23 protein-coding genes are annotated in these 22452 nt (G+C 60.0%); 14 read left to right on the plus strand and 9 right to left on the minus strand.

The genetic code is table 11. The features are described 5' to 3' along the window. Positions 1 to 2: 2 nt before the first annotated feature. The 3 genes from Tel_14460 to Tel_14470 all read right to left on the minus strand — a co-directional run bounded on the left by Tel_14460 (position 3) and on the right by Tel_14470 (position 3694). On the minus strand, positions 3 to 905 hold the full coding sequence (locus Tel_14460; GenBank protein ALP54887.1) for an AAA family ATPase: 903 nt from the start codon (positions 903 to 905) through the stop codon (positions 3 to 5). A gap of 169 nt (positions 906 to 1074) precedes the next feature. Beyond that, positions 1075 to 2589, minus strand: coding sequence for an aldehyde dehydrogenase (locus Tel_14465; protein ALP54247.1), 1515 nt, complete (start codon positions 2587 to 2589; stop codon positions 1075 to 1077). 13 nt (positions 2590 to 2602) lie between these two features. Continuing rightward, the gene (locus Tel_14470) at positions 2603 to 3694 is read right to left on the minus strand and encodes a saccharopine dehydrogenase (protein ALP54248.1); all 1092 of its coding nucleotides are present in this window, start codon (positions 3692 to 3694) and stop codon (positions 2603 to 2605) included. An 82-nt stretch (positions 3695 to 3776) separates the two neighbouring features. Here Tel_14470 and Tel_14475 point away from each other — a divergent pair, with 82 nt between their 5' ends. Together Tel_14475 and Tel_14480 are read left to right on the plus strand one after the other, a co-directional pair. Then, on the plus strand, positions 3777 to 4955 hold the full coding sequence (locus Tel_14475; GenBank protein ALP54249.1) for a hypothetical protein: 1179 nt from the start codon (positions 3777 to 3779) through the stop codon (positions 4953 to 4955). Positions 4956 to 5242: 287 nt separating this feature from the next. After that, entirely contained in the window at positions 5243 to 6403 is a 1161-nt protein-coding gene (locus Tel_14480; GenBank protein ID ALP54250.1) for an acetylornithine deacetylase, read from the plus strand. 532 nt (positions 6404 to 6935) lie between these two features. Here Tel_14480 and Tel_14485 read toward each other — a convergent pair. Genes Tel_14485 through Tel_14500 form a run of 4 tightly spaced genes read right to left on the minus strand, consistent with a single transcriptional unit; the run spans position 6936 to position 10412 of the window. Continuing rightward, positions 6936 to 7913 (minus strand): hypothetical protein, encoded by a 978-nt coding sequence (locus Tel_14485; GenBank protein ID ALP54251.1) that lies wholly within the window; start codon positions 7911 to 7913, stop codon positions 6936 to 6938. Next, the gene (locus tag Tel_14490; protein ALP54252.1) at positions 7906 to 9249 is read right to left on the minus strand and encodes a hypothetical protein; all 1344 of its coding nucleotides are present in this window, start codon (positions 9247 to 9249) and stop codon (positions 7906 to 7908) included. Before Tel_14490 ends, Tel_14485 begins: the two co-directional genes overlap by 8 nt. 30 nt (positions 9250 to 9279) lie before the next feature. Beyond that, the gene (locus Tel_14495; GenBank protein ID ALP54253.1) at positions 9280 to 9888 is read right to left on the minus strand and encodes a penicillin-binding protein activator LpoB; all 609 of its coding nucleotides are present in this window, start codon (positions 9886 to 9888) and stop codon (positions 9280 to 9282) included. After that, positions 9885 to 10412, minus strand: a complete 528-nt coding sequence (locus Tel_14500) for a hypothetical protein (GenBank protein ID ALP54254.1) — start codon at positions 10410 to 10412, stop codon at positions 9885 to 9887. Before Tel_14500 ends, Tel_14495 begins: the two co-directional genes overlap by 4 nt. 171 nt (positions 10413 to 10583) lie before the next feature. On the opposite strand from Tel_14500, the gene Tel_14505 reads away from it, so the two are divergent. After that, positions 10584 to 11177 carry a hypothetical protein gene (locus Tel_14505; GenBank protein ALP54255.1) on the plus strand — a complete coding sequence of 198 codons (594 nt, stop codon included), beginning with the start codon at positions 10584 to 10586 and terminating at the stop codon, positions 11175 to 11177. Between the two features lie 6 nt (positions 11178 to 11183). On the opposite strand, the gene Tel_14510 is transcribed toward Tel_14505, so the two are convergent. Both Tel_14510 and Tel_14515 read right to left on the minus strand, forming a co-directional pair. Continuing rightward, positions 11184 to 13373: a hypothetical protein gene (locus tag Tel_14510; protein ALP54256.1), complete on the minus strand. Its 2190-nt coding sequence runs from the start codon at positions 13371 to 13373 to the stop codon at positions 11184 to 11186. A gap of 132 nt (positions 13374 to 13505) precedes the next feature. Further along, positions 13506 to 14240 carry a hypothetical protein gene (locus tag Tel_14515; protein ALP54257.1) on the minus strand — a complete coding sequence of 245 codons (735 nt, stop codon included), beginning with the start codon at positions 14238 to 14240 and terminating at the stop codon, positions 13506 to 13508. 249 nt (positions 14241 to 14489) lie between these two features. On the opposite strand from Tel_14515, the gene Tel_14520 reads away from it, so the two are divergent. The 11 genes from Tel_14520 (at position 14490) to Tel_14570 (ending at position 22446) form a co-directional block, all read left to right on the plus strand. Beyond that, positions 14490 to 15074, plus strand: a complete 585-nt coding sequence (locus Tel_14520) for a hypothetical protein (protein ID ALP54258.1) — start codon at positions 14490 to 14492, stop codon at positions 15072 to 15074. Between the two features lie 55 nt (positions 15075 to 15129). Next, positions 15130 to 17025, plus strand: coding sequence for a tRNA uridine 5-carboxymethylaminomethyl modification protein (gidA, locus tag Tel_14525; protein ID ALP54259.1), 1896 nt, complete (start codon positions 15130 to 15132; stop codon positions 17023 to 17025). A 4-nt stretch (positions 17026 to 17029) separates the two neighbouring features. Next, positions 17030 to 17662 carry a hypothetical protein gene (locus tag Tel_14530; protein ALP54260.1) on the plus strand — a complete coding sequence of 211 codons (633 nt, stop codon included), beginning with the start codon at positions 17030 to 17032 and terminating at the stop codon, positions 17660 to 17662. Between the two features lie 18 nt (positions 17663 to 17680). Beyond that, a complete protein-coding gene (locus Tel_14535) occupies positions 17681 to 18472 on the plus strand; it encodes a hypothetical protein (GenBank protein ALP54261.1) in 792 nt (263 codons plus the stop codon). A 26-nt stretch (positions 18473 to 18498) separates the two neighbouring features. Further along, positions 18499 to 19398, plus strand: coding sequence for a chromosome partitioning protein ParB (locus Tel_14540; GenBank protein ALP54262.1), 900 nt, complete (start codon positions 18499 to 18501; stop codon positions 19396 to 19398). A gap of 147 nt (positions 19399 to 19545) precedes the next feature. Then, a complete protein-coding gene (locus tag Tel_14545; GenBank protein ALP54263.1) occupies positions 19546 to 19746 on the plus strand; it encodes a hypothetical protein in 201 nt (66 codons plus the stop codon). A 1-nt stretch (position 19747) separates the two neighbouring features. Beyond that, positions 19748 to 20143, plus strand: a complete 396-nt coding sequence (locus tag Tel_14550) for a hypothetical protein (protein ID ALP54264.1) — start codon at positions 19748 to 19750, stop codon at positions 20141 to 20143. Positions 20144 to 20174: 31 nt separating this feature from the next. Next, a complete protein-coding gene (locus Tel_14555) occupies positions 20175 to 21017 on the plus strand; it encodes an ATP synthase F0F1 subunit A (protein ID ALP54265.1) in 843 nt (280 codons plus the stop codon). A 69-nt stretch (positions 21018 to 21086) separates the two neighbouring features. Next, positions 21087 to 21377, plus strand: coding sequence for an ATP synthase subunit C (locus Tel_14560; protein ID ALP54266.1), 291 nt, complete (start codon positions 21087 to 21089; stop codon positions 21375 to 21377). Between the two features lie 53 nt (positions 21378 to 21430). Continuing rightward, positions 21431 to 21901, plus strand: a complete 471-nt coding sequence (locus Tel_14565) for an ATP synthase subunit B (protein ID ALP54267.1) — start codon at positions 21431 to 21433, stop codon at positions 21899 to 21901. 8 nt (positions 21902 to 21909) lie between these two features. Next, positions 21910 to 22446: an ATP synthase F0F1 subunit delta gene (locus tag Tel_14570; protein ALP54268.1), complete on the plus strand. Its 537-nt coding sequence runs from the start codon at positions 21910 to 21912 to the stop codon at positions 22444 to 22446. Positions 22447 to 22452: the final 6 nt, after the last annotated feature.

Here is a 22452-nt window from a genome sequence, read left to right on the forward strand (position 1 = left end):
CCTCAGGGAATGGGGACGTCCAATAGCCGTGCCGCCAGGGTTTCCGGGCCCAGACCGCTGGCCTCCCCACAGCCCTGCAGGCGGTGACCGGCCACCGTCGGCAACACCATTTGCACGTCTTCGGGCAGCACGTGATTGCGGCCGTGCAACAGGGCCCAGGCCTGGGCGGCGCGCAGCAGGGCCAGGCCGCCGCGCGGCGACAGGCCCACCATGAACGCGCCGGACTGGCGGCTGAAATCCAGTAGTGCCTGAAGATAATCCAGCAGCGCATCGGCCACATGCACCCGCCCCACCTGTTCTTGGATGGCCTGCAGTTCGGCAGGGACCAGGGCCGGCAGCAGATCGGCCACCAAGGTGCGCCGGTCGCGCCCGGCCAGCAGGCCGCGTTCGGCGAGACGGTCGGGATACCCCATGGTCAGGCGCATCAGAAAACGATCAAGCTGGGATTCGGGCAGTGGAAAGGTACCGATCTGATGCATGGGATTCTGGGTGGCGATGACGAAAAACGGCTGTGGCAAAGGGTAGGTCCGGCCCTCCACCGTCACCTGCTGCTCCTCCATCGCCTCCAACAGCGCACTCTGGCACTTGGGGGTGGCGCGGTTGACCTCGTCGGCCAGCACCAGTTGGGCGAACACCGGGCCGGGATGGAAGGTGAAGCTGCCCGTGTCGCGCTCGTAAATGGACGCGCCCAGGATATCGGCCGGCAGCAGGTCCGAGGTGAATTGGATGCGCTGAAATTCCAGCCCCATCACGCGTGCCAGCACGTGGGCCAGGGTGGTCTTGCCCATGCCGGGTTGGTCCTCGATGAGCAGATGGCCCTTGGCCATGAGGCAGGCCAGGGCCAGGCGCAGTTGCGCATTCTTGCCCAGTATCACCTGCTCGGCGGCGGCCAGGACCTTGCCCATGGCCTCGGCCACGGCTTGCGGCGTCTGTGCATGACCACTCTGCGTGGTCAGCTTCGTGGCATTGGAGGCGTCTGGTTTCATGCGGGTCTTAATGGCTCGATTGATGGCTTAAGCATAATTATCGGGCATGGGACGGCAAAATTTACATGCGCTGCCGCCAGCCACGGCCTCAGAGATCGAATTCGATCCCCTGCGCCAGCGGCAGTTCATCGCTCCAATTGATGGTATTGGTCTGGCGGCGCATATAGGCCTTCCAGCAATCCGAGCCCGCCTCGCGCCCGCCGCCGGTTTCCTTTTCGCCGCCGAAGGCACCGCCGATCTCGGCGCCCGAGGTGCCGATGTTGACATTGGCGATACCGCAATCGGAGCCGCGATGGGACAGGAACAACTCCGCGTTCTTCACCGAATTGGTGAAGATGGCCGAGGACAGGCCCTGGGGCACGTCGTTCTGCAAATGAATAGCGCCTTCCATGTTGCGGTAGCGCATCACATACAGGATGGGCGCGAAGGTCTCTTGACGCACAATGGCATATTGACGCTTCACTTCCACCAGGGTGGGTTCGACGAAATAACCGTCCTCCTTAATCACCCGTCCGCCGTGCAGGATGTTGCCGCCGCGCGCCTGCACATGGCCGATGGCAGCCCTGAAATCATTGACGGCGTGTTTATCGATGAGGGGACCCATCAAGACATCTTTGTCCAAGGGATTGCCGATACGAATCTGTTTGTAGGCATTCACCAGTTGCGCCACCAGTGTCTTGTAGATCGACTCATGCACAATCAAGCGCCGCGTGCTGGTGCAGCGCTGCCCGGCGGTGCCCACGGCGCCGAAGACAATCGCGGGCACGGCCAGTTTCAAGTCGGCGGTCTCGTCGACGATGATGGCGTTGTTGCCGCTGCATTCCAACAAATAACGCCCCAGCCGTTTGGAGACACTGCGCGCCACTGTATGCCCCACCTTGCTGGAACCGGTAAATGAGATCAGGCCGATACGCTTGTCATCGACAAAGCGCTGGGCGATGTTGTTGTCCTCCGGCAGGAACATGGAGAAGATACCCGGATGGCCCATCTCCTCCATCACGTGATTGCAGATGTGTTGGATGGCGATGGCGCACAAGGGCGTCTTGGATGACGGCTTCCATATCACCGTGTTGCCGGCGACGGCGGCGATGAAGGCGTTCCACGACCACACCGCGACGGGAAAATTGAAGGCGCTGATTATCCCCACCACCCCGAGCGGATGCCATTGTTCGTACATCCTATGTTCCGGCCGTTCGCTGTGCATGGTGCGGCCATAGAGCATGCGCGACTGACCCACGGCGAAGTCGGCGATGTCGATCATCTCCTGCACCTCGCCGTCGCCCTCCTGTTTGATCTTGCCCATTTCCATGGCCACCAGGCTGCCCAGGGCGTCTTTGTGTTTGCGCAGCTCCTCGCCGATGCGGCGGATGGCTTCGCCGCGCTTCGGTGCAGGTACATTGGCCCATGCCTTTTGCGCCGCGACACTTTGTTTAACGACACTGTCGTGGTCGTCGCGTGAGCAGGTAAAGACCTTGGCGATGGTTTTTGCGGTGGCGGGATTGATGGATTCGATCAGCCTGGCACCGGCGGTGTCCAGCCATCCCTGGGCGCTGCAAGTCGAGGCGTTTTCTTGTTCGAGTTTTAGCGACTTGAGAACATCCATATCCGACTCTCTCCTATGCGTAGTATTTTCCGAAGCGGTTGTTGATCACGTCGTCTAAGGCAATGCGCTCTTGGGTGACGAAGCCGTGAAATCTGTCACGATCATCCAGCACGATATCCATGGCGCTGCAGATGCCCGCCGCGGTGGTGACCTGAATCGATGACCAGCGTTTGCCGGCGATATCCTGAGGGTAAACCTTTTTGACATAGTTTTCTTCCATCAGTTCGCCCTTGATGCGACCGGCCACGGCCACATAGATGAGCACCACATCCTGCTGGGTCTTGGGGATGGCATTCTCCAAAATCCGCTTCAGGGTATCGCGGTCGTCATTGAGGCGCAGATCATTCATCAATAATTTGATCTGATCGCAGTGGCCAGGATAACGCATGGTCTTGTAGTTCATGTGACGGATCTTGCCGTCATAGCTTTCCGCCAGAGTACCCAGGCCGCCGGAGGTATTGAAGGCCTCGTACAACACGCCGTCGAGGGTGATGGTCTCGTAACCCTCCAAGGGTTGCAGCGCCGCCAGTTCACCCTCTTCGATGCCATAGCAGGTATTGCCGTATTCATTGATCAGGCCGTCGGTGGACCAGGTAAGCGAATACTTCAACACATTGCTGGGATTGACCGGCAGGGCACCGACACGCATCTTGACCACTTCCAGCTCATCAAAGTGCTGCATCAGCTCATTGGCGGCGATGCTAATGAAGCCGGGCGCCAGGCCGCATTGGGGCATGAAGATCGTTTGTCTGCCGGCGCTGACTTTTTGCACGTGGCGTGTAACTTCCACGTCCTCGGTAAGGTCAAAGTAGTTAAGGTCATAGCGGGCCGCCAGGTCGGCGACCAACGGATTGCAGTAATAAGGCAGGCCGGAGATGACGGCGTCGTATTTGTGTTGCTGCATGGCTGCGGCCAGGGCGCTTTCGTCACGGGCGTCGAGCAGGAAGGCCTTGACGTCGCACAGGCCGGTCTCCTGACACAGCTGCTTTGCCGCATCGGTGTTGAGGCTGCCCACATGGACGTCGTAGTCACCGGACTCGGCCAGTATGCAGGTAATCAGTGAACCGATCTTGCCGGCGCCCAACAGTAGTACTTGGCGTTTCATAACGTTTTACCTCCGTTTGGCCGATATATAAGTTAGAGCCTGGTCTCTGTCCAACATTGCAGCAGCCGCGCAGGAGGCCGCTATGTCCTCAGATCGTTATTACCGCTTCGCCGTGTCAGTCGCCAAGCATTTGCTTGGCCAAGAGTCTGCCTTTATGCGCGACTCTGAGCAGTCGGAAGTTGTCCATATGCACGGCAGTGACGATACGCTCTTCTCTCTCGACATGACGCCGTTCGCGGCCGAAGCGGCCGAGGTCAGTGCGCTGCCCTTTTTTGACGACGTGAGCGGTGTCTCTAAGTTGTTATCGGCCTATCAGAGCGCAAAGCAAAGTCTGACGTTCGAAAACGATCTGCCCGACGCCAAGCGACATCTGTCGGATTACGCCGATGATTTTCTCACCGCCCTGCTGGCCCGCGCCAATGCGGCCTTGACCGATCAACAGGCGCGCACCATCGCCGACTGGGTCAAACATTTGGATATCTACTGTGCGGTGAAGTGCGTCGAATCATTTTTGTATAGTCAGGCCGATTTAAAACTTTTGGAAATCGCCCCGCGCTACGGCTGGGACGTAATCTTCGATCATATGGCCATTCGTTGCGGCAGCCAGGAACACGACGACGCCGAACGGGTGGCGAATCTGCTGAAGAAAAAACACGGCTACGTCTCGACCCAGTTCAGCGGCGAGGCCTATTACCAGTTTCCCGACGGCTGGAATGCCTATCCGGTCTACAAAATTCTGAATAACGGCCAGGTGCTGAGGATATTCGTCGATCAGTCCGATGCCGATGCGCCCAGCCAGATTATCCAACACTGGAATCGGGTATACGGCTACACCGCCCACCACGTCGGTATTCGCGCCACTCAATTAAAAGCCGGCATACGCACGGCAGTGCCGCTGGAGGATGTGATGCGCGCCCTGGTACAGGAAGGCATCGATGTGCTCACGCCCACCGGTCATTACACGCGGGGTTTACTGCTGCAGGTGTTCACCCGGCCGGAAAGGAATTCCGCCATCCCCGCCGCCCTCAAGGCCGAGATTATCGCCCATGGCGCGCAGCTGGAGAAGACCATCGAAAACGCCAAACTACTGGAATTGGTTTCGCGGCGCGAGTTGATGCCGCCACAGGCCGAAGCCTATTTCGCCCTTTACGGTCTGACATACGACCCCAGCAATCCCCACCATTCGGCGCCGGTGTATCAATACTTTCTGCCGGCCCAGGCGGCCCACGTCATCAAGACCTCGCAACACATCGCCGGCTAGCCCGTCGGCGCCATTGCAGGCGATAAGCGGCATGGGCGATTCTGATCACAATCAGAGTGGGCTGCAAGCCGGGCATACGCTGCAAAACAAGACGTATCCAGTTAGTTAACTCCCTAGCGATTACATGGCGCCCAATGTTTAAGCGCAAGCGGACGTTTTTTAAGGGAAAAAATCAAAACCGGCCGAGTCGAGGATTGCGCCGTGCGATTTTCATTGCCGATTCGACACAGAAGGATTAATTTGCACGGACTTTCCGGCGGCTTCTAAAACGTGCAAGCTTCAAGACCATGACCACACAGCGGCTCACCCTGAACACCATGCTGCGTCAGCTCATCGCCACCCCGTCCATGAGCAGCGTCAGCCCCGAATTCGACACCAGCAATCGTGCAGTGATCGAGCTGCTGGCCACTTGGCTGGAGGACGCCGGTTTTCAAGTGGAGGTATACCCCCTGCCGCAACAGCCTGGCAAGGCCAATCTGCTGGCCAGCTACGGCCGGGTGGAGGAGCACAGCCAGGGCTTGATGCTGGCCGGCCACACTGACACCGTGCCCTATGATCAACACAGCTGGCATCACGACCCCTTCCAGCTCACCGAGCGCGACAATCGACTCTATGGGTTGGGCACCTCGGATATGAAGAGTTTTTTCGCTCTGGCCATTGAGGCGGCGCGCCGGTTTCGGCCGCAAGCGCTAACGCAACCCCTGTTCATCCTCGCCACCGCCGATGAGGAAAGCTCGATGGAAGGGGCGCTGGCCCTGGTGCAGCGCGGCTGCCCCCACGTGCGCTACGCCGTGATCGGCGAGCCCACCGGACTGACACCAGTGAATGCCCACAAGGGCATTATGATGGAGGCGATCCGGCTTACCGGTCGCAGTGGTCACTCCAGCAACCCCGCCATGGGGGTCAATGCCCTGGAGGCGATGCACATGGTCATCGCCGATCTGTTGCAATGGCGCGCAGAACTGCAGGCCAGATTCCAGGACAAACGCTTCAGCGTACCGGTGCCCACCCTCAACCTGGGCCACATCCATGGCGGCGACAATCCCAACCGTATCTGCGAGCAATGCGAACTGCACTTCGATCTGCGCGCCCTGCCGGGCATGGATCTCGATGAGCTGCGGCAACAGCTGCGTGCGCGCCTGCACAGCCTGTTCCGTCACAGCGCCGTGCGCTGGCAGCTGTTGTCACTGAGCCAGGGGACGCCGCCGCTGCATACCGACTCCGCCTCGCCCATTGTCCAGGCGGCGGAACACCTCTGCCATCATGCCAGCCGGGCCGTGGCCTTCTGCACCGAGGGACCCTACCTGACCGAGCTGGGGATCGACACCATCATTCTCGGGCCGGGTGACATCGAGCAGGCCCACCAGCCCGACGAATATCTGGCCCTGGATCGCATCGACCCGACGGTGGAGCTGCTCAGTCGGCTGATTCGCAACTTCTGTACCTGACGCCACCCGGCCAAATTACATATTTATATTATGTTTTTTAACGGATTGACTTATGCTAAATCTATACTCGACTGTTTTGGTCATGTAATACCGTAAACTGATTGGTGTTCCCGCGCGCCGCGGTCTGGACAGCATGTCCAGCGGCATCGCCCGACAGGATCACAACACAGCCCCAACGGCGGCGTCTTCGCCCGGGGAATACGGGGAATCGGACGGCTGGCGCCTTTGCCCGCCGCCGAACATCAGCAACTATATCAGGGGAGATAACTTATGAAATCAGTCGCACTCATCGCCATTATTCCGGTCGCTTTCGTGGGCCTGATTGCCTTCGCTACGGCCAACGGAATGTAGAATTTTAGCTTGGCTTTGCCGGCCCGCAGCGCTACCCGCGCTGCGGGCCGGTGCCATTTACAGGCGCCCTTCATTTTCCGCCCGCGCCCCGATCCAAGCCCCGTAAGTCCCTAGCCCCCTTCGACATGCCCTGCCCCGCCCCAGCGGCGTCTTGCCGTGAAAGGTGGTGGGATCACGCGGCCTATTGATAGACAGCGAAGCCGAGCACAGTGGCGCGTAAGTCGTTTTTCAGAATCCAGTCAATATCGTTGAGCAGCCGGTCTTCCGCCTTTTCGACGGTGGTGGAGGCGACCTTGAGCGACCAGCGTCGTACGCCGACATCGCGTTGCTCGGCGTCGCGCAGGGTGAGTTCCAGGCTGCCGCGCAGCCAGATCCAGCCGCTTTCCCGTAACGGTGGTTCAAGCCGGGTACTGGCCAGCAGGGCGTAATCCGCCCGTTCGCCGTTGCCGAGTTGAAAGCCGGCATTGGCGATGTTGCCGCTCAAAATGGGTTGGATCAGAAACGCCAGCGGGCCTTCGGTTTGGGGCAGCAGTTTGATGCGTTTGATCAGACTGTCGCGGGTGCGTAGCAGCTCGGCCAGGGACACCGCCGGCGGCAGCCCGCGACCGCTGGGATCGACGACTTGTAATGCGCTTTGAACGCTGCTGCGTTGCCGGTGGGTATCGATGGCCTGCTGCAACAGCCCGGTTTTGCGCAGCGCGTCGTCTTCGCTTTCGGCCTGTATCAGGCGCAGGTTGATCTGCTGGTCCAAGGCGGTGATCTGTTGTTCGAATTGTTGTCGCGCCTTGTTGCGCGACAGCAGCGCCAGGGTGTGGTAGGTGTGTGTGGTTTCATCGTGCCAGGTGGCGGCGATTTCGATACCTTGCACGGTACGTGTGGTCTGAGTGATGAGCTGGCGCGTCACCCGTTGGTCCAGTGATTCGACGCTTTCCTCCCCCTGTTGCTGTTTGCGGTACGCCTGTTGTTGTTGGCTGCGTTCCTGTACCGCCACTTCGAATTGTTTGGCCAGATCGGCGCGGGCGCGGTCCTTGGCATCGTCGAGGCTGTCACCGCTGCCCTGGCCAGTGAGGTAGAGCTGATGCGCGTAGCGTTCGCTCTGGCCGTCAATCCAGGCGGGCCGCTCGGCGCGCTCGGGCGTGCCGGCACAGGCGCTAATCAAGGCGACGCTGATAATGAATAGTGGTCGAGAAATTCGTTTGTACATCGCTGCGTTTCCTGCTGCTGACATGGGAGGCCGGCCAGTGCCGACTGTAGAATCGTTTTTCACCCGCTTCCAGTGATAGCGGTGACAGTGTTTCGCTGGCAAGCGTTGTGCCGGCGCCGTTGCCCAGTTCGACTTCGATCGCGTAGTTGCCGGGCGCCCGCGCCAGGCGGCTGAGCAGAATCTGCTGCGGCAAGGTATTCCAGCCGCGCGTGTCGGCCCGTTCCGAAATAAAGCCGGCGATATTGGTGATCGCCCCGAGTAACTGGTTTTGCTCCGCCACATTGTCGGACAGCTTGTTTTTCACCGCCACCCGCGCTACGGCACGGGTGATGATGCCGGGCATGGCGTGGTCCAGACTGGCATAGGCCTGTTGATCGAGACGGGCGAAGCTTTCACCGCGACTGCTATTATTCAAGCTGAGCAGGCGCACATTTTCAACTTGGGCTTGGCGCACTTCGTAAAAGGGAATAGAGATGCGGTGCAGTTGGCCGCTGCGCGGGTCCTGCGCCATGACGGAGGTTTCGTGTTTGCGCGGCACCAGGCCGCTGAAGACCACGGCAATGAATTCTCCCTGACGCGCGAGTTCGGCCTGCGTCGGCCATTGTGTGAGCGGGAACTGCTCGGCATAGTTGCGGTGCTCCTCGCCCAGGCCCTGGGCCTGGCTCAGGCGCAGCAGGTCGGCCTGCAATTGTCGCGGAATCGGCCGCTGTGCGGCCCGGTAGGCTTCATAGGCTTTTCGATACGCGATCATGGCATCGCTGAGTTCGCCATTGGCCTCGAAGACCAGGCCGCTGAGATAACGCGGAAAGGCGGGCTCTTGTTTTTCGTAGTGTTGATTCAGAAACACATCCAATTGCAGCGCCTCGACCCGGGCACCGTCCATATCCTGCATCTCAAGATAGTTAAGCATCTTGAGGCAGTAGATCATGGCGCGCTCGAAGGGCGGCGGCAGGTAACTGCGCATGGCGTCGTTGACCGAGACGGCGGCGGCCTGTTCGCGCAGGCTGACGGCCTCCAGTTTCTGGCTGATCTGTTTGGCCGCCTCCAGTTCGGTATTGCTGGCGCTGAATGCATCGCTCATGCGCAGCAGTACGGCCTTGTTGAGATGATAGAGTGCGGCGTCGCGCGCCTTGTGGTTTTGTTGTTCCAGGATGGCCAGGGCTTGGGCCGGCTGCTGATTAATGAGGGATTGTTCCAACGGGTCCTGTTGGTATTGCATGGCGACGCAGCCGCCCACGGCCAGGCTGGCCGTTAGCAGCCAAAGCCGCGCGAATCGGGATACCGGAAGCATCGACCGGTCGAGCGGGTCTCGGTGCCGGGCTTACCAGCGCAGGCCGGGTTGCTTGACCAGTTTCTTGATTTTCTTCTGTCCTACCCACACCTTGCGGTTATCGGCCAGGCTGATCAGGGTCAGGTCGACCTGGTAGTAGCGCACCTCTTTTTTGCCTTCGGTGTCGAGGATGCTGTTGATGCTGCCCTTGAGCATGAAGTCGGCACCGAGCTCGCGCCCCATGGGATTGCGGGTGTCGTCGCGGGCGTGTAGCTCCTGATCCTTGCGTTCGGCGCGGATCTCGCCGCGTTCGCCACTGGCGGCGACGAAGTCCACCTTGCCGGAGTTGATCAGCTCGCGCTCCATGTCATTGACGAAGGTGTTGACGTTGATGTGTTCGTGACTGAGGTTGCGGATCTCACCGACGATCACCGCCGGTTGATGGCCCTCGCGGGCGACGAACTCACTCAGCCACGGGCGCGCCGTGACATCGCTGATCATCTCTTCCGAGACCAGCCGCGAGTCGGTGTCGTTCCAGGTGCCGCTGAGGTCTACGACCTCGTCAGTGGACATACGCTCGACGCTGGTGGAGCAGCCTTGCAACGCGCCGACGAGCAAAACACTGGCGAGAGTTAGGGCACCGGTCAATCGGTAATTCATGAGTCGTCTCCTGCGATACGGTCGAAGAGGGTGTCGCTTTCGCGCGTAATAAAGTCACGCAGGCCGGGGCTCATTTGTTCGGCCTTTTCCAACGTTTCTTTCATACGCTTCATGTCCAGCTCGGCAATGGAGTAGAGAGTGCCGGTGCGCGTGTCGCGCCAACGACCGATGATGCGCGCGCCGGTGAGGTTGATCTGGGTCAGGTTGTCGATCTGGCGCGATACGCTTTGTTCACTCACCGACTCATCGCCACTGCTGGCGGCGGCGCTGTAATCCTTGGAGGCGACGCTGAGATAGGAGTTCAACACGCGCGCCAGTTCGGCGCGGGCGCGTTCGTCGGCGGTGGATTTCTGCAGTGACTCGTTCCCCATGGGGGCGGCGGAGCCGACGCCGTGGAACAGCCGCCCGTCCTTGTCGTTGAGCATCTGCGTCCCTTCGTTGACCCAGTCGGGGGCGCCTTTGATGTGCAGGTCGCTCTCCACCATGGTCTTGCTGGAACAGCCCGCCAGCGCCAGCAGCGTCAAGCTCGTCAGTATTAAACCGGACCTTGTGTAGATATGCATGTGGCAATTCTCCAGAAATTATGTTCATTATGACGCCTGGCCGGCGTCGGCGCCAAGCGCTTGATATGTTCCGGTGATGGTCTAGAGTCAAATTACGCCCATGTTATTCCATTTTTATGGAAGGAGCTTGCAATGCCTGATTCCTACCGACCCCTGGCCCATCATCGCTTGAATCAACCCGTGATTGTCATGACTCCGCCGGCCGGCCGCAGTGCGGCGGTCTCGGAACAAAGCCCGGCGATCGCCGCCATGACCGATCTGTCCCAGATCCGACCGTTGATGATCGACCCCTTCGCCACCATGAACGATGCCAATGAGAGGATGATCGCCTACGCCGTGCGCATGTTGTTCGTTGCGTCCTCGGGTCAGGCGATGATCGGCATTATTACCGTTGTGGACATTCTCGGCGAAAAGCCGGTGCAATACATGCGCGCAGTCGATTGCACCCCGGAAGAGGTATTGGTGCGCGATATTATGACACCGGTGGCGGACTTGGAGGTATTGCGCCTGGACGATGTGGAACGGTCCCGCCTCGGTGACGTGATCGAGACCTTGCGCCATAGCGGCCGGCAGCATGCCCTGGTAACGGAAACCGATGCCAGCAGCGGTCGGGAGACAGTCTGCGGCATCTTCTCCACCTCCCAGATCAGCCGTTTAATGAACGCCCGGGTGGAGGTGTCGGAAGTGGCGACCGATTTCGCCGCCATTCAGACTGCGCTGAGTTAGGCCGGTCTAGCCGGCCTGACTGAGCCAGCTGGTCGTGGCCACAGTGGGCATGGGGCGGCTGATATGATAGCCTTGGGCGATGTCGCAGCCAAGGTTTTTCAGCATCTGCATGGGTTGCGGCCGCTCCACCCCTTCCGCCACCACCTTGAAACCGAGGTTGTGCCCCAGGTCGATCACTGACCTGACGATGGCGGCGTCGTTGTCGTCCCGGTCCATGTTCTTGACGAAGGACTTGTCGATCTTGAGCTGATCAATGGGCAGGCGCTTGAGATAGGCGAGCGAGGAGTAACCGGTGCCGAAGTCGTCGATGGCCACCTTGACGCCAATATCGCTGAGGGAACGGATGATATCGGCGGCGAAGTCGATGTTGGACATCAGGGTGTTTTCGGTAATCTCCAGTTCCAGGCAGTCGGCTGACACGTCGGCCATTTCCAGCGCGTTTTTGACCGAGCGCACGAAGTGATGATCCTGGAATGAGCGCGCCGAGACATTCACCGCCACCGTGGTATTGATACCACTGACGAGCCAGGCCTTGTTCTGTCTCAGGGCGGTGGCGATGACCCATTCGGTGAGTTCTTTCATCAGCCCCATTTGCTCCGCCACCGGAATGAACTCGTTGGGCAGCAGCCGGCCCTGCTCCGGGTGATGCCAGCGAATCAGGGCCTCCAGGCCGTTGGTTTGGCCGTTGCTCAAGATCACCTTGGGTTGATAGTGGAGTTCAAATTCGTTCTGCCGCAAGGCCTTTTTGATATTGCTGACCAAGTGGATCTGCTTGCGATAGGGTTCGTCCAGACCGGTCTGATAAAATTGGTAGGCGGCGTTGGCGCGCTTGCAGGTGTACATGGCCATGTCGGCGCAGCGCACCAGGGTGTCGGCGTCCTGGCCGTTGTCGGGATAGCGGGTGATGCCGATGGCCACGCCCAGATAGAGTTCATTGCCGCCGAACATATAGGGTTCGCGGAAACAGGCCTGGATCTTTTGCGCCACCTTGATGGCCGCTGCGCGGGCGTCGTTGACCATGGGCAATAGCAGGGCGAATTCATCGCCCCCCAATCTTGCCAGGGTATCGCCGTCGCGCAGCACCCCCTGTAAACGATTACTGACCTGGCGCAACACCAGGTCGCCGGCCGGGTGGCCCAGGGTGTCGTTGATGTATTTGAAATGATTCAGGTCGAGCAGCATGACGACCACCTGTTTGCCCGCCTCACGCCGCGCCACGGCGATGCTTTGCTTGATGTGATCGAACCACAGCGCGCGATTGGCTAAGCCGGTGAGCGAGTCGGTGGTGGCCATGCGTTCCAGACGGTTGCGCGCCAGCTTGGTCTCGGTGATTTCCTCCATGATGCCGTCGATGCGCACGACGTTGCCGCTGGCGTCGATAAAGGGATGAAAGGTACGTTTGAACCAGCGCAATTTACCCTCGGGTGCATGCACCCGGCTTTCCACTTCGGCCTTTTCCCCCTTCAGGGCGCGCGTCCAGGCGGCCTCGACCTTGGGGCGATCGCATTTCACGGTCCAGGCCAGGCAGGGGATGGGCAGTTTCATGCTCAGCGGGGAAATCTCTTCCACCGTGGGGCTGATGTAAATCGGTTTGTTGTTGATCACGTCGATGGACCAGATCAGCTGCGGGATATTGGTGAGCAGATCGGAGATCTGACGCTGCAGGTCGTCGACCTTGTTCTTTTCATCCTGGAGCGAATGGGTCGCCGCATACCAATAGCCTTCCAGCATCAGGCCCATGTCGCGGAACAGCAGCTTATTGAGACAGTCGGCGAGGGGGCCGCGATCAAGCGGCTGGACCTCGGCCGAGTCATGGATGATGGCGTGGATGTGATTCTGGTACAGGCGGTAGGCGCCCAGGATCCATACCGGGTCGATGTTGCGCTCATAGTGCACCTCGCCGATGTGCTTGAGGCGCTCCAAGTAGGCCGGATCGTTCTGGTGCGTCATGAGGGAAAACAGGTGGCTGACCTGTTTCTGGTTAAGTCGGTCCAGGTCGCCGCCCTTGCGGGAATATTCCGCCAGCATTTTGGAAGTGGCGGGAAACTTAAACAGATATTGGTAAAAGACGTCGGCGAAGCTTTGAGCGCCCTGGGTCAGCACGCCCTGGTAGCGCTCGACCAGTTTCAACTGCTGACAATCGATTTCAAGGAATGCATTGACTTCCTGATTCAGAAACCTGTTATCCCAGTTCATAGCAATATCCTTATTGTTATTCCTTTTTAGATTTACGGGATATCGACGCCATGATGCGATACTTGAATGGGATCATCAAGAAATTCAGCGCCGGCCCCTTGGCCGGCAAAGAGGCCGCCTAGGCGAGGAGGATCAGCAGCCGCAGCCGAACATGGCGCTGCAGCCGAAGCGGTAATCCGGGCGCCTTGGGTCGGTGTCGGCGGCCCAGTCGACCACGGCGCGGATGCCGCGCGCGCCGTCGCAGTCGGCGGCGGGAAACAGGGGGGTCTGCAGCTCGTCTTCCAGTTCGGCGGTCTTGTCGATGTCGGCCTCGGCCAGGCGCCGCAGGGTAGCCGCCGAGCTGTTGATGCAGGGGGCGCATTCCTGGCTGGGGTGCGGCAAAGGTGTCCGGCCGGCGCGCTGCAACAGGGCGTCCCGTTGCCTCCGATCATGCTTGAACAGGGGGTGCCAGACGCGGCGTTCACCGTTATATTCACAGCTTTCTATAAATTCAGGGATAGATTCAAAAGTAGAGTCTACTCTTGTTTTTGGCAATATGACGGTGGCGGCGCTGTCGGGATCGACCTCCTCCACCCATTTGAGAAAGGGAATGCCCTTCAGGTGGAGGGCGCACCATTGGTGCTGACGGGAGGGGAAGCCGCCTTTCATTTCCATCACTTCGTCAAAGCCGCTGACGGGATCGATGCGGACCACGGCGAAGCCGAGCGCGCGCACCCAGTCCTCGCAGCGGGCCACATGATCGAGCCAGCCGGCGCCGGCCCAACCGGTATCGACGTAGACCACGGTCAGGTCCGCCAGTCCCGCTTCGCGGGCCCATTGGATCAAGGCCATGGAATTGTTGCCGTAGTTGCTGCGCACTATGAACATGCAGGTAAAGACCGTTGCACCCCAGGGAGGTTCAAGATAGCAAAAACACCCGCCCCCGTCGCGGTTGGCCGATGGCAGGGCGGGGATGAGATGTTGCGGGTGTAAAGCGCGCCGGGCAGGATGAGATTCACTTCCATGTCCACCGCGTGGCGCGTGCTGAGTCTATCGTTAAGAATCATGGCTGTCCCGGGACGGTTGCAGAGCGCCATTCATAGCAACCGAACGTGATTATGTAAAAATGATGACCCTATGCTGAATGTGTTGCAACAAAGCGGCCGCGCGAAGTGGCGGAGTGCCTGTCGGATAGGGCTGTTATGGATGCTTTTGCCCCTGGCGGCGGGGGCCCAGGTGGAGCGAGCATTCGAAGATGTCTTGATGCAGCAGCTGGCCCAGCTGCAGGACGAACCCGATAATCTGGCGCCCTTCACCACGGATGGCTGCAGTGGCGGACTCTCCGCCGCTTGGCGTTCCCTGGCCCGGGCCTTGCCCGGCTTCCGGGAAAAATACGGCATGCAACCGCCCTGGCAAGCCTGTTGCGTCGACCACGATCGAGTCTATTGGCGCGGCCCGACCGAAAACGGCTTCGAGCGGCGCAAGGCCGCCGACCTGAAATTAAAACAATGCGTTATGGATACCGGACGCAGACTGACGCCGCGCTGGATGGCGCAACACGAGTTATCGCCGGCGCACGTCACCGAGGCCTTCGCGGCCGCCGCCGAACTGATGTATAGCGCGGTGCGCGTGGGCGGCCTGCCCTGTACCCCATTTCCCTGGCGCTGGGGCTACGGCTGGCCGCCCTGTCCGATATTGGAACAATCATTGGCCGTGCCTTAGATCTGAAGTAAAATAGCCGGTTCCTTTGCAAGCTCAGCGGGCAATCATCTACGCCATGTCTTCTTACCCGGATCAATTTGATGTCATTGTCGTCGGCGGCGGCCATGCCGGCACCGAAGCCGCCCTGGCGGCGGCGCGCATGGGCGTGCGTACCCTGCTGTTGACCCATAACATCGAGACCCTGGGCCAGATGAGCTGCAACCCGGCCATCGGCGGCATCGGCAAGGGTCATCTGGTGAAAGAGGTGGATGCCCTGGGTGGCCACATGGCCCGCGCCGCCGACAAGGGCGGCATCCAGTTTCGCATCCTCAACGCCCGCAAGGGGCCGGCGGTACGGGCCACCCGTGCCCAGGCCGATCGTGTGCTGTACAAACAGGCGGTGCGCGAAGCGCTGGAGAGCCAGCCCAACCTACAGCTGTTCCAGCAAGCGGTGGAGGACCTGATGGTCGAAAACGGCCGCGCCGTGGGCGTGATGACTCAGATGGGCCTGTGTTTTCGCGCCCGCGCCGTGGTGCTGACCGTGGGCACCTTTCTTGGCGGCCGCATCCACATCGGGCTGGAGAATTACGCGGGTGGTCGCGCCGGCGATCCCCCCGCCAACGGCCTGGCGCGGCGCCTGCGCGACCTGCCCTTTTGTGTCGACCGGCTCAAAACCGGCACGCCGCCGCGCATCGACGGCCGCAGTATCGACTTCGCCCAGCTGGAGGCGCAGCCCGGCGATGCGCCGGTGCCGAGCTTCTCCTTCCTCGGCAAGGCCGCAGATCATCCGCGCCAGATCAGCTGTTTCATCACCTATACCAATGAGAAAACCCATGAGATCATCCGTGGCGGCATGGACCGTTCGCCTATGTACTCCGGGGTTATCGAAGGGGTCGGTCCACGCTATTGTCCCTCAATTGAGGACAAGATCGTGCGTTTTGCCGACAAATCGGCCCATCAGCTCTTCATCGAGCCTGAGGGGCTGAGCACCCACGAGGTCTACCCCAACGGCATCTCCACTTCTCTGCCCTTCGATGTGCAGTTCGAGTTGGTGCGTTCCATCAAGGGGTTTGCCAACGCCCACATCACTCGGCCAGGCTACGCCATCGAGTACGACTACTTCGATCCGCGCGAGCTCAAGCCCAGCCTCGAGACCAAGCCCATGGACGGTCTGTTCTTCGCCGGTCAGATCAACGGCACCACCGGTTATGAGGAGGCCGCGGCCCAGGGTCTTATCGCCGGCATGAATGCCGCCCTGCAGGTGCAGGAAAAAGCGCCCTGGTGCCCGCGCCGCGACGAGGCCTATGTGGGCGTGCTCATCGATGACCTGATCACGCGCGGCACCCAGGAGCCCTACCGCATGTTCACCAGTCGGGCCGAATACCGCCTGCTGCTGCGCGAGGACAATGCAGACCTGCGGCTGACCGAGAAGGGGCGCGAATTGGGATTGGTGGATGATGAACGCTGGAGTGCATTCTGCGCCAAACGCGAGGCGATCGAGCAGGAACAGCAGCGATTACGTAATAATTGGTTGCGCCCCGGCAAGTTGGACGCGGCTCATGTCGAGCGTGTCCTGGGCGCCAAATTGAACAAGGAGGTGCGCGCCGCCGAGGCCCTGCGCCGGCCCGAGGTGAGCTATCGGGCGCTGATGGGCCTGGCGGGCATCGGCCCCGGTGTGAGCGATGCCAAGGTGGCCGAGCAAGTGGAGATCCAGGCCAAGTACGCCGGCTACATCGAGCGCCAGCGTGACGAGATCGCGCGCCAGCGCCAGTATGACGAAACGCGCCTGCCCGAGACATTGGATTACGGCGCCGTGACGGGGCTGTCCCACGAGGTGCGCCAAAAGCTGGCCGAACAGCGTCCCGCCACCCTGGGACAGGCCGGCCGCATCCCGGGCGTGACCCCGGCAGCCCTGTCGCTGTTGCTGGTACATTTGAAAAAGACCGGCAGCAAGTTGTCGCGCTCGGCCTGATTGAATGAAGACGGATGAGCGCCAGCGCCTGTGCGACGGGGCGACGCAACTGGGGATTGAGCTGAGCCCGGGGCAGCAGGACGCCCTGCTTCATTATCTCGCCCTGCTGGTGAAATGGAACCGGGTCTACGCCCTGATCTCGCGCCGCGACGGCGATGACTGGCTGACGCGCCACCTGCTCGACAGCCTCGCCGTGTTGCCGTACATTAACGGGTCCCGCGTCATCGACATCGGCAGTGGCGCCGGCCTGCCGGGCATCCCGCTGGCCATTATGCGCCCGGATGTGGAATTTACCCTGCTCGACAGTAATCGCAAAAAGGCCCGCTTTATGACCCAGGCGGTGATCGAGCTGGGACTGAACAATGTCACTGTGGTGGACCAGCGGGTCGAGGAATTCCGGCCGGAAACAGGTTTTGATTGCATTACCTCGCGCGCCTTCGCCAGCCTTGCCGATATGCTCGTGGGGGCCGGACATCTGGCCGCCCAAGGGGGACGCTTCCTGGCCATGAAGGGCACCTTTCCTGAGGCCGAGCTGGCGCACTTGGCACCGGGGTTCCACGCCGAGGCCGTGCATCTCCTGGCGGTTCCGTTCCAGTCGGGCGAGCGCCACCTGGCGGTGGTGGTTCAGGATAAATAAACGAGGTAACCCAGGCCCATGGTAAAGATTATCGCGATAACCAATCAAAAAGGCGGGGTCGGCAAGACCACCACCAGCATCAACCTGGCGGCCTCGCTGGCGGCCACCAAACGCAAGGTTCTGCTCATCGATCTGGACCCGCAGGGCAATGCCACCATGGGCAGCGGTATTGACAAAAGCGCGCTGGCGACCAGCAGCTGCGAGGTGTTGCTGGGTGAGGCGCCGCTGCAGGAGGCGGTAGTGCGGGCCGAACAGGCCGGTTACGACCTGATCCCCGCCAATGCCGATGTCACCGCCGCCGAAGTCCGGCTGATGGAGATGGCCAATCGCGACGCGCAGCTGCGCCGCGCCCTGGCAGAGGTTCGCGACGACTACGATTACATCCTCATCGATTGCCCGCCCTCGCTCAACATGCTGACGGTCAACGCCCTGGTGGCGGCCCAGTCGGTACTTATTCCCATGCAATGCGAATACTACGCCCTCGAGGGCCTGACCGCCCTGCTCGAAACCATCGAGCAAATCCGCGAGGCCAGCAACCCGGCATTGCAGATCGAGGGCCTGCTGCGCACCATGTTCGACGCGCGCAATAATCTCGCCAACGATGTCTCGGAGCAGCTTACCTATCACTTCGGGGACAAGGTGTATCGCACCGTGATCCCGCGTAATATCCGTCTGGCCGAGGCGCCCAGTCACGGCCTGCCGGTGATGACCTACGATAAAGGCTGTGCCGGCAGCCTGGCCTACCTGGCCCTGGCCGGTGAAATGATTCGTAAGGAGCAGCGCGGCGAGCTGGCCCAGGCTGCGGGTTAACTAAACACAGAGAATTGTAAATCACGATGGCGGCAAAAAAACGAGGCTTGGGGCGCGGGTTGAATGAGTTGCTGGCCGGCTCCAAACCGGTACAGTCAGCGGCGGATGCAGACGCGGCCGCGCCGCACACGGAGCGCGATAGTCTGCGCCATTTGCCGGTGGATTTGATGCAGCGCGGCAAGTATCAGCCGCGCCTCGATATGCATCCGGAGACCCTGCAGGAACTGGCCGACTCCATCAAGGCCCAGGGCGTGGTGCAGCCGATCGTGGTGCGCCCCGTCGGCGCCAAGCGTTACGAGATCATCGCCGGTGAGCGACGTTGGCGCGCCGCTCAGATGGCCGGTCTACAGGACGTGCCCTGCGTGGTGCGCGATGTCCCCGACCAGGCCGCCATGGCCATGGCCCTGATCGAGAACATCCAGCGCGAAAACCTCAATCCCATGGAAGAGGCCCGCGCCCTGCAGCGCCTGATCCAGGAATTCGAGCTGACCCATCAACAAACCGCCGAGGCGGTGGGCCGTTCACGCGCCGCCGTTTCCAATTTATTGCGGCTGTTGGACTTGGACGCGGATGTGCGCACCCTGGTCGAGCACGGCGACCTGGAGATGGGCCACGCCCGCGCCCTGCTCGCCCTGCAGGGCGAAGCGCAGCGTGAGGCGGCACGCCAAGTGGCGGCGCAGGGCCTGTCGGTGCGCGAGACCGAGCGTTTGGTGAAGCGCCAGCAGGCGCATCCCCAGGACAGGCCAAGCGCCAAACCCGCGCCCGATCCCAATGTCCGCCGTCTCGAAAATCAGCTGTCGGAAAAACTGGCCGCCAAGGTCAACATTCAGCACGGCAATAACGGGAAGGGTAAGCTCGTCATCCATTACAACAGTCTCGATGAACTGGATGGCATCCTGGCGCAAATGGGCAGGTCCGAATACTAAGATTTCCTTGGGATTTCCTTGGCGTTTTCGTTTGACCCAGGTGGCGCGATTTTTTATACTGCGCGGCGTTTTGGTTGCGTCTAAGGGTTGCGGCCGCGTGGCGACGCGGGCTATACTCACGCGCCGTTAAGGGGCAGGGGCCCGGCTATGCAAAACAACAAAGGCGCCGGATTGCTCTTAATAGGTGTGGGGACACATCTGACCGCGATGATTGCCGCCGGTTTTATATTGGGTTACGGCTTGGATTACTTAATCGATACCACGCCCCTGTTTATGGTCTTGTTCGGCATACTGGGTTTTGTCGGTGGAATCCTCAAGGCCTACCAGATGCTGATTAGGTTTTATTAAAGTGGATATCGCCATACGCCAGGTGCAATCCAAGGCCAAAAAGGTGGTTGTGCTGCAGTTGATCATCGCGGCGCTGACCGCGGCGATATTCGCGCTAACGCAAGGCGGCTGGTCGGCACTCTCCGCCCTGTATGGCGGCTTCACCAGCCTGGCTGTCTCCTGGATGTTGCGGCGCGGCGTGCTGAAAGCGAACGAGATCGCGCGCGACGATCCCCAAAGGGGAATGACAGCGCTTTACGTCGGCGCAGTGCAGCGTTTCGTGTTGGTGTTGGCGTTGCTGGGTGTGGGGCTCGGCCTGTTGGCCATGGCGCCCCTGGCCACGGTGATCGGATTCGGTGGCGCGCAGCTGGCCTACGCTGTGGTGATGCGCAACGGCGCGCACCCCGCCAGCCGCTGAAAGAATTTAATAATTTACGGGAGATAGAGCCTTGGCAGCAGATAATTCAGGTGGCGGTTCAGTCGCATATATCCAACACCATTTGACCAACCTCTGTGTCGGTGATTGTGACCCCGTCACTCACCAAGCCGCCGGCTTTTGGGCGTTTCACCTCGACACCATCTTCTTCAGTGTGCTCTTGGGCGCGCTCATCGTATTCGTCAGCTGGCGCGTGGGACGCAATCTGGAGACCGGCACGCCGTCGGGTTTCCAGAACTTCGTCGAGACGCTCATTGACTTCGTCAGCCAGCAGGTTAAAGACACCTTTCCCGGCCACAATCCGCTCATCGCACCGCTGGCCCTGACCATCTTTGTCTGGGTTTGGTTGATGAATTTCATGGACTTGATACCGGTGGATTTGCTGCCGCTGATCGCCACCTGGTTCGGCATCGAGTATCTTAAAGTGGTGCCGACCACCGACCTCAACGCCACCCTGGCCATGTCCTTGACCGTGTTCGCCCTGATCATCTTTTACAACATCAAGGTCAAGGGCGTGGGCGGCTATATGAAAATGTTTCTGTTTCACCCCTTCGGCAAATTTTTTGTGCCGGTAAACATCGTCATGACGCTGATCGAAGAACTCGCCAAGCCCTTGAGCCTGGCGCTGCGTCTGTTCGGAAACCTGTTTGCCGGTGAGTTGGTGTTCCTTTTGATCGCTCTGATCGGTGGCACAATGGCGGTGGGTCTGGCTGCGGCCTTCTGGTTGCCGCTGCAAGTGCTATTGGATCTTGCTTGGCTGATCTTCCACTTGTTGGTAATCACGCTGCAGGCGTTCATCTTCATGGTGCTGACCATCGTCTACCTGGGTATGGCGCACACCGATGAGGAACATTGATCCCGGCAGCGGCCGGTAGGAATTGGTTTTAGGTTTTATTTTTTAAATTTTAAATAAGGAGAGTATCAAATGACTGCTGATATGGTCGCAATGATCTATGCGTACACCGCCGTGGGCGTTGGTGTTATTTTGGCCGCTGCCGGTCTGGGTTCAGCCATCGGCTGGGGCTTGATCTGTGCCAAGACCCTGGAAGGCATCGCGCGTCAGCCCGAAATGCGTCCCGCCCTGATGACCAACATGTTCATCTTCGCCGGTCTGATGGAGTCATTCCCTTTTATCATCCTGGCTTTCGCCATGTGGTTCCTGTTCGCTAACCCGTTCGTTGGCGCGCTGGCCGCTTCCATTGCAACTATTAGTTAAGAAAAAGAACACCACGTCTCTTAACCAACTAATAGAAACCAGGGGATAGACTAGTGAATATTACAGCGACCCTACTTGCGCAGATTGTGGCCTTTGTGCTGCTGATCTGGTTTGTAAACAAGTTCCTATGGGGTCCTTTGAGCGGCATGCTGGAAGCCCGTCAGAAGCGAATCGCTGACGGTCTGGCTGCCGCGGAAAAGGGCAAGCATGAACTGGAGCTGGCGGAAAAACGAGCGACTGATGCACTGAAAGACGCCAAGGCCCAAGCTGCCGAGATCCTGACCCAAGCCGAAAGGCGTGGCAACGAGATCGTCGAGGAAGCGAAGACCAAAGCGCGTGAAGAAGGTGACCGCATCGTGGCCGCGGCAAACGCAGAAATCGAACAAGAAGTTAATCGTGCCAAGGAAGAGATTCGTGGCAAGGTTGCCGAGGTTTCTGTCGCTGCCGCCGCCAAGATCATCGGCCGTGAAATAGACGCCAAGGCACATGAGAAATTAATCAAAGATTTGGCTACCCAGATTTAATCCTGACTATGGCAGAAAAAACCACAATTGCACGTCCCTATGCGCAAGCGATGTTCGAAAGCGCAAAAGAAAAGGGAAACATGGACCAGGTCGCGGAAGCGCTGCAAATCGCTGCCGCCGCGGTCTCCGACCCTGCGCTTGCCGCCATGATCGGAAATCCCGATGTGGCGGATGACAAGATCATCGCATTGTTGATTGATCTTTGCGGCGACCGCGCCAGCACGGAAGTCGGAAATTTCTTCAAGCTGTTGGCCGAGTACGATCGGCTGGCGGTCTTGCCGGAAATCTCCGCGCTTTTTGAACGCTATCGCGCCGAGGAAGAACGCACGATTGAGGCCGAAGTCATTTCGGCCAGCGAACTCAACGATGCGCAGAAGACCGATATCGCAAGCGGCCTGAAGAAACGCCTGGGCCGCGATGTCACCCTCGCATGCAGGGTCGACGAGAGTCTGATCGGGGGTGCGATTATACGGGCAGGAGATCTGGTGATAGACGGGTCGATAACGAGCCAGCTGACCAAGCTCGGCCACGCGTTGTCCCGCTAACGTCTT

It is taken from the genome of Candidatus Tenderia electrophaga (assembly GCA_001447805.1).
GTDB classification, from domain to species: domain Bacteria; phylum Pseudomonadota; class Gammaproteobacteria; order Tenderiales; family Tenderiaceae; genus Tenderia; species Tenderia electrophaga.

Bases quoted from the DNA above. Each gene is read 5' to 3' on its own strand.
- Tel_14475 (ALP54249.1), top strand. From the start codon at position 3,777: ATGTCCTCAGATCGTTATTACCGCTTCGCCGTGTCAGTCGCCAAGCAT.
- Tel_14570 (ALP54268.1), top strand. From the start codon at position 21,910: ATGGCAGAAAAAACCACAATTGCACGTCCCTATGCGCAAGCGATGTTC.
- Tel_14545 (ALP54263.1), top strand. From the start codon at position 19,546: ATGCAAAACAACAAAGGCGCCGGATTGCTCTTAATAGGTGTGGGGACA.
- Tel_14490 (ALP54252.1), bottom strand. From the start codon at position 9,249: ATGCTTCCGGTATCCCGATTCGCGCGGCTTTGGCTGCTAACGGCCAGC.
- Tel_14540 (ALP54262.1), top strand. From the start codon at position 18,499: ATGGCGGCAAAAAAACGAGGCTTGGGGCGCGGGTTGAATGAGTTGCTG.
- Tel_14495 (ALP54253.1), bottom strand. From the start codon at position 9,888: ATGAATTACCGATTGACCGGTGCCCTAACTCTCGCCAGTGTTTTGCTC.
- Tel_14505 (ALP54255.1), top strand. From the start codon at position 10,584: ATGCCTGATTCCTACCGACCCCTGGCCCATCATCGCTTGAATCAACCC.
- Tel_14515 (ALP54257.1), bottom strand. From the start codon at position 14,240: ATGTTCATAGTGCGCAGCAACTACGGCAACAATTCCATGGCCTTGATC.
- Tel_14480 (ALP54250.1), top strand. From the start codon at position 5,243: ATGACCACACAGCGGCTCACCCTGAACACCATGCTGCGTCAGCTCATC.
- Tel_14530 (ALP54260.1), top strand. From the start codon at position 17,030: ATGAAGACGGATGAGCGCCAGCGCCTGTGCGACGGGGCGACGCAACTG.
- Tel_14460 (ALP54887.1), bottom strand. From the start codon at position 905: ATGGGCAAGGTCCTGGCCGCCGCCGAGCAGGTGATACTGGGCAAGAAT.
- Tel_14560 (ALP54266.1), top strand. From the start codon at position 21,087: ATGACTGCTGATATGGTCGCAATGATCTATGCGTACACCGCCGTGGGC.
- Tel_14465 (ALP54247.1), bottom strand. From the start codon at position 2,589: ATGGATGTTCTCAAGTCGCTAAAACTCGAACAAGAAAACGCCTCGACT.
- Tel_14520 (ALP54258.1), top strand. From the start codon at position 14,490: ATGCTGAATGTGTTGCAACAAAGCGGCCGCGCGAAGTGGCGGAGTGCC.
- Tel_14470 (ALP54248.1), bottom strand. From the start codon at position 3,694: ATGAAACGCCAAGTACTACTGTTGGGCGCCGGCAAGATCGGTTCACTG.
- gidA (ALP54259.1), top strand. From the start codon at position 15,130: ATGTCTTCTTACCCGGATCAATTTGATGTCATTGTCGTCGGCGGCGGC.
- Tel_14535 (ALP54261.1), top strand. From the start codon at position 17,681: ATGGTAAAGATTATCGCGATAACCAATCAAAAAGGCGGGGTCGGCAAG.
- Tel_14510 (ALP54256.1), bottom strand. From the start codon at position 13,373: ATGAACTGGGATAACAGGTTTCTGAATCAGGAAGTCAATGCATTCCTT.